This is a genomic window from Spirosoma utsteinense, assembly GCF_014282275.1.
In the GTDB taxonomy this organism is placed as follows: Bacteria; Bacteroidota; Bacteroidia; order Cytophagales; family Spirosomataceae; genus Spirosoma; species Spirosoma utsteinense.
This window is the reverse complement of sequence record NZ_VFIA01000055.1, coordinates 21,472-27,471: the sequence shown is the minus strand read 5'-3', so window position 1 is coordinate 27,471 and position 6,000 is coordinate 21,472. Positions and strand designations below refer to the sequence as shown.

The following is a 6,000-nucleotide window of genomic DNA, read 5'->3' as shown; positions in this document are numbered from 1 at the left end:
ATTGTTTAGTGTTGTCTGGTCGGCTTCCGACAGGACGAACGGGGTAGCGATTTGGCCCATGCCACAAAGCTAATTATTTTGCTCTAACCTCTATTTTGGAAGAGTACTAGTTAAGATGCAGACAGCAAACTAGTACAAACAGAAACTAGCCACTACCAGGGCCTAACCGGCCACTGGCAGGGCCATAACGTCACCCGTATCGGTGCAGGTTGCCAGCAAGTCAATTGTTGTTTTTTGCAGGATCGGGTGGACGAAGTTCGGGGCGATCTCGGCCAGTGGTACCAGTGTAAACCGTCGCTCGTGTAAGAAAGGATGTGGAACGGTCAGGATCTCCGACTGGATTATCTGGTCGCCATAGTACAGTATGTCAATGTCGATGACCCGCGCGCCCCACTTCTCGTGTCGGATGCGTCCCAACGCCTGTTCGATAGCCTGCGCTTGCGTCAGCACTGCTTCGGGTGCCAGCGTCGTTTCAACGGCCAGCACCTGATTCAGGAAAGCCGGTTGATCGGTAACGCCCCAGGGTGCCGTCTCGTACAGACCCGATGCCTGTACCACCGCCCCGACATGTGCGCCGATCAGGTCAACCGCCCGACGCAACGTAGCCATTCGGTCACCAAGATTAGCACCCAAAAGGAGGTAGAGCATAGGGATGAATGATGAATGATGAGCGATGAATGATAAATGATGAATGATATCGCCGGGTCGGCTATCATTCATCATTTATCATTCATCGCTCATCACCCATCGCTTAGTAGTCTTTAATTGGCTTGATATTGTAGTAGGCTTTGATTTCTTCTTCGGTCGGTGTCTTGACGGGGCGAACCAGACGGAAGCCAACGAACGAAGCAGAGGTAAGCCACCAGTCGGATTTGGGGCTTTGCGGGTCGAGAACTTTCCAGGCCGGTGCCGATGGGGTCCGGGCCGCCGAACGCAACACCGCTGGCTCATCGTCCCATGAGCCGCCCCGTACCGAATTGGGATACAGGGCTGTGGTAGGAGCAAACGGCTCTTTCACCGTTCCTTTGGCAACGGATGCGTAATAGTCTTCGATGTACTGGTCTTTGGTCCATTCCATCACATTGCCATGCATGTCGAAGAGGCCGAATGGATTTGGCTTTTTGGTGCCTGTTTTTTTATAGGCACCCCCGCTGTTGCCGGTAAAAACAGCGTATTCGCCAAGCTTCGTACCATCGGCACCGAATGAATAAGGTGTTGTGGTATTGGCGCGGCAGGCATATTCCCACTCGGCTTCGGTAGGCAGGCGGTAGAACACACCCGTTTTGGCGTAGAGCCAGGCGCAGAATTTAATGGCTGCATACTGGGTCATGTTAATGGCCGGGTACCCCTCACGCCCCATCCCGAACGACATATCGACATAGGGCGGGCTGGGGCGCGTTGTGGCATCTGTTTTCGTCAGGTTAGCGTCCGGGCCGGGATACTTGGCGGCCATTTCCTTCTCCATATTCGTGAAGGCAAACAGGTCATACAGATTCCAGGTTACCTCGTACTTACCCATGTAAAACGGCTCGATAGCAACCTTATGCTGGGGCCCTTCATCGGCACTTCGCTCTTTTTCGGTGTCAGGGCTGCCCATAAGGTACGTGCCACCCGGTATAGCAACCATCGCATAGGTCTGGTCGCTGCCGGGAATCGTCTGGGTATAGGATTTGGCGGGCGTTGCGGTTTGGGCAGTTGAGTAGGATGCCGTTGCGGTTGTCAGGGTAGCCGCCAGCAGGAAACGGTTCAGGCGCATTGTTGGTTTATTAAGAAAAGGAGTCGTTATCTGTTGAAAGGTAAAAGTACGAACGATCTCCTTTGTTGTACCTTTGCAACGAATAGTCAGCCCCACCTGATAAACGGTAGTATACTGAGATTGACCTTCATACAAAATGAAGCAGTCAACGTAACCACTAAGTCAGGGTAGCGGGGTAATAACACAATCACGAATTATCCGAATAAGTCATTCGATCGATTCAGTTCGTTGAATGAATATAGTGTATGAATTACCTATCATCCGAAAATTTAACCAAATCCTACGGCGACCGTACGCTGTTTCGCAACCTCACGTTTGGGATTAGCCGGGGCGACAAGATCGCTATTGTTGGTGCCAATGGGTCTGGTAAGACTACGTTGCTGTCTATTTTAGCCGGAGCCATGCCACCCGATGCGGGGCTTGTCAGTGTTCGTAAAGATATCAGTATCGGCTACCTCGATCAGCAACCCGATTTCAACGATGCGCTCACCGTCATGGAAGCCGTGCTGGCGGGTGAAAGCGCCCAGCTTGATGCCGTACGTGCCTATGAGTTGGCCCTGGCGAGCGAGAACCATGTTGGTCTTGAAAAAGCCATGGCCGACATGGAGAAGCTTGAAGCCTGGGACTACGAAGCTCAGATTCGCCAGATTCTGGGTGAATTGGGTATTCAGGACATCGAGCAGCGCGTCAGTTCACTATCGGGCGGGCAGCGCAAACGGGTTGCTCTGGCGCGGGTGCTGATCCAGAACCCCGACCTGCTCATTCTGGATGAGCCGACCAACCACCTCGACCTGGAAGCCATCGAGTACCTCGAAAACTTCCTGACAACCAGCAATGGTACGTTGTTGATGGTTTCCCACGACCGGTATTTTCTGGACCGCGTCTGCAACCAGATTGCCGAGATGGACAACGGGCAATTGTATTCGTACAAAGGCAACTACGCGTATTTTCTGGAGAAGAAGGAAGAGCGCGAAATGGCGGCTGCATCGGAGCTGGCCAAAGACCGTAACACGTTCCGGCGCGAGCTGGAGTGGATGCGTCGGCAACCCAAAGCCCGCAGCACCAAGGCACAATACCGGATCGACGCTTTCGATGATCTGAAGGAAAAGACCAGCGGTAAAAAAGCCGATGGCGATCTCGACCTGAACCTGCGCATGGCCCGGCTGGGTAGTAAGATTCTGGAGGTGGAGAACCTGAGCAAACGCTTTGGCGACAAAGTGCTGCTCGATCACTTCACGTACACGTTCAAACGACCTGATCGGGTAGGGCTGATCGGTAAGAATGGCATGGGCAAAACCACGCTCATGAACATGCTCACCGGCGAGTTGCGACCCGATTCGGGAAAGATATCGACGGGCGGAACGGTCAAATTTGGCTATTACACCCAAACAGAGCTGGACCTGCCCGAAAACCAGCGCGTCATCGATGTGGTGCAGGACGTAGCCGAGGTTATGAAGCTGGCCAACGGCGACACGATCACCGCGACGCAATTGCTAAGCCGGTTCCTGTTCGATCGCTCGAAACAATATGACTTCGTCGCCAAGTTGAGCGGTGGCGAAAAACGCCGGTTGCAACTCCTGCTGGTGCTGGTACAAAACCCGAACTTCCTGATCCTCGACGAGCCGACCAACGACCTCGACATCATGACGTTGAATGTACTGGAAGATTTTCTGCTCAACTTTGCGGGCTGCGTGCTGATCGTGACTCACGACCGGTACTTCATGGACCGGCTGGTGGAGCACGTGTTCGTGCTGGAAGGCGAAGGTAAAGTACGCGACTATCCGGGCAACTACACCGATTACCGCGAGTGGCGCGATTCGAAACCGCGCACCGACGGACGAGCCGATACCCGGCCCTCCGGTACGATCCTACAGGAACAGGCACCGAAGGTTGCTACGCCTGCGCCGGTAAATGGCAACGCAAACGGCGCAAAGAGGAAGCCGTCGTTCAAGGAGATAAAAGAGTACGAAACGCTCGAAGCCGAGATCGAAACGCTGGAAAAGCGGAAAGTGGAAATTACCGAACTGCTTAACAGCGGTGGTCATCACGAACAGCTAACGGCCTGGGCACGCGAGATTGAGGAAATCGATCAGACCGTTGCCCGAAAATCAGATCGCTGGCTCGAACTGGCGGAGTACATGTAACGCGGACTTTAGTCCGCTTTTATTCCCGAACGGACTAAAGTCCGCGTTACGACATGAACGAACTCATCGACTTCTTTCGGTACCTGCTTAACTCCGAGGAAATTATCCGGACGGGTGGTCTTGTCCTGATTACGCTCATTATTTTCGTTGAGAACGGGATCTTCTTCGGCTTTTTCCTGCCGGGCGATTACCTGCTGTTTCTGGCAGGCGTCTTTGCGGGTACCAAGGTGCTGAACGTACCGCTCTGGCTTCTGCTGTCGTGCATTTTCGGTGCGGCCGTTCTGGGTTCGCTATTGGGTTACCTCACGGGCTATTACTTTGGCGGGCGAATCCAAAACCGGAAAGACTCACTGTTCTTCAAGCAGAAATACATCGAAAACACACGGGTCGCGTTCGAGAAGTACGGGACAAGTGCGTTGATCGTGGCGCGGTTCTTGCCCATTGTCCGCACATTCGCGCCCATTCTGGCGGGTCTCATCCACATGAACTTCCGCTTCTTCATGCTGTACAACGTGATTGGCGGGGCGGTGTGGGTACTGGTTCTGGTGGGTGGCGGTTTTTATTTCGGTGAGCACTTCCCCTGGATCATCAACTACGTCCACTGGATCGTCATCTTCTTCCTGGCCGTCACTACATTCACGGTTGTGCGAGGCTACCTGAGCGCCCGCAAAGAGAATCGGGCTGAGAAGGTGAGTTAAAACGAATTATGGATTAGTGTAATACCCTGCAGACAGGATGTCCAACGCGGACACCCTGTCTGCATGGCTGTTTGCTTATCGCCTATCTCCCCCTACAAAACACGAAAAATCCGGTTCCAGCGCACTTTATGCCAGATATCGGCAGGGGCGGGGTCCAGCGACATCCAGACGAATACGGCTTTGCCAACAATATGGTCTTCGGGGACGAACCCCCAGTAGCGGGAGTCTTCTGAATTGTGCCGGTTGTCGCCCATCATGAAATAGTAGTCCTGTTTGAAGGTGTACGACGTAATTTGTTGGCCATTCAGTTTTACGCTGTTGGCGGTCAGGCTTACGTTTTCATTACCTTCATAGCGCTCAATGACGGAGCCATATAGCGCGATGGTTTTTTCGTTGAGGGCTACCGTAACGCCTTTCTTCGGCACTTGCAGCGGGCCAAAATTGTCCTGATTCCACGAATGAGCAGATGATCCATAAATACCCGCTCCCCGTTCGCCCGGCTTGTCGGCCATGCGCTCTACACCCTTGACCCAGTCAAACCCTTTAAATTGGTCAATGACCGCCTGCGTTGCGTTAACGCGATAGCCAACCAGCGTCCCCACTTTCGTCGAATCATTGTAAGCTTCGAGCGGCTGCCAGTTGATGAAGGGCCCTTCGGACGAGTTGAAATCATTGACAATACCGTATTTCCGGAAAAAGCGCTCGTCGAGTACCTCTGTTGTCTTGATGAAGTAGGACGTTTGGGCGCGATACGTTGCCGGTGACAATACCCCGTTGATGTAGACCTGCTCCTGATGGATATCAATCACGGCGCCCGGCGCGCCGATGCAGCGCTTGACGTAGTTGGTCTTCAGATCGCTTGGATAGATGGGTTCCCCTGCTTTAGGTGGCGGATAGTTGAAGACGACGATATCTCCCCTTTTTACGTGCGAGAAGCCTGGTAGGCGGTAGGAGGGTAGTTGAATGGCGGTACTATAGGACGGGATGTTGGTGCCCCAGATCTTCTGATGGGTGAGTGGTATTTGCAACGGTGTTTTGGACGTCCGGGCACCGTAGTGCAGCTTACTGACAAACATAAAGTCGCCAACCAGGATGGTGCTTTCCATGGACGGCGTTGGTACGGCGAAAGCTTCGAAGGTCAGAAACCGAATCAGCGTGGCGGCAATGACGGCGAACAGCACCGAGTCGAACCATTCCCGGACGGGGGATTTCTTTAGTTTAGCGGGCTGGCCAGCGCCCTTTGGTTTCGCATTAAACATAAGCTGTCGGGGTAAGAATGGATGCTGCAAACACAGTTGGATAGATTGTGTGCTATCTATAACGGAAATGTAAGCAACAGGCCGACAGAGCGATTTCGCTTTTACACCAACGGCGTTTCGTCGGGATAGCGATTATCAATGTG

Annotated in this window: 5 protein-coding genes; 2 read left to right on the top strand and 3 right to left on the bottom strand. The window is 53.2% G+C overall.

Annotation, left to right across the window (positions count from 1 at the left end; all coding sequences use genetic code 11):
* Positions 1–162 precede the first annotated feature (162 nt).
* Complete coding sequence (gene folK / locus FH603_RS25165) at positions 163–648, bottom strand: 2-amino-4-hydroxy-6-hydroxymethyldihydropteridine diphosphokinase (protein WP_235985286.1); 486 nt, start codon at positions 646–648, stop codon at positions 163–165.
* Between the two features lie 103 nt (positions 649–751).
* Entirely contained in the window at positions 752–1,756 is a 1,005-nt protein-coding gene (locus tag FH603_RS25160; protein WP_186741474.1) for a formylglycine-generating enzyme family protein, read from the bottom strand.
* Positions 1,757–2,001: 245 nt separating this feature from the next.
* Here FH603_RS25160 and FH603_RS25155 point away from each other — a divergent pair, with 245 nt between their 5' ends.
* On the top strand, positions 2,002–3,900 hold the full coding sequence (locus tag FH603_RS25155) for an ABC-F family ATP-binding cassette domain-containing protein (RefSeq protein WP_186741472.1): 1,899 nt from the start codon (positions 2,002–2,004) through the stop codon (positions 3,898–3,900).
* 53 nt (positions 3,901–3,953) lie between these two features.
* The gene (locus FH603_RS25150; protein ID WP_186741469.1) at positions 3,954–4,598 is read left to right on the top strand and encodes a DedA family protein; all 645 of its coding nucleotides are present in this window, start codon (positions 3,954–3,956) and stop codon (positions 4,596–4,598) included.
* A gap of 92 nt (positions 4,599–4,690) precedes the next feature.
* Here FH603_RS25150 and lepB read toward each other — a convergent pair whose 3' ends face one another.
* Entirely contained in the window at positions 4,691–5,857 is a 1,167-nt protein-coding gene (lepB, locus tag FH603_RS25145; RefSeq protein ID WP_186741467.1) for a signal peptidase I, read from the bottom strand.
* Between the last annotated feature and the right edge of the window lie 143 nt (positions 5,858–6,000).

Excerpts from the sequence above, each read along its gene's own strand:
- folK (WP_235985286.1), bottom strand. The coding sequence starts at position 648 with ATGCTCTACCTCCTTTTGGGTGCTAATCTTGGTGACCGAATGGCTACG.
- FH603_RS25160 (WP_186741474.1), bottom strand. The coding sequence starts at position 1,756 with ATGCGCCTGAACCGTTTCCTGCTGGCGGCTACCCTGACAACCGCAACG.
- FH603_RS25155 (WP_186741472.1), top strand. The coding sequence starts at position 2,002 with ATGAATTACCTATCATCCGAAAATTTAACCAAATCCTACGGCGACCGT.
- FH603_RS25150 (WP_186741469.1), top strand. The coding sequence starts at position 3,954 with ATGAACGAACTCATCGACTTCTTTCGGTACCTGCTTAACTCCGAGGAA.
- lepB (WP_186741467.1), bottom strand. The coding sequence starts at position 5,857 with ATGTTTAATGCGAAACCAAAGGGCGCTGGCCAGCCCGCTAAACTAAAG.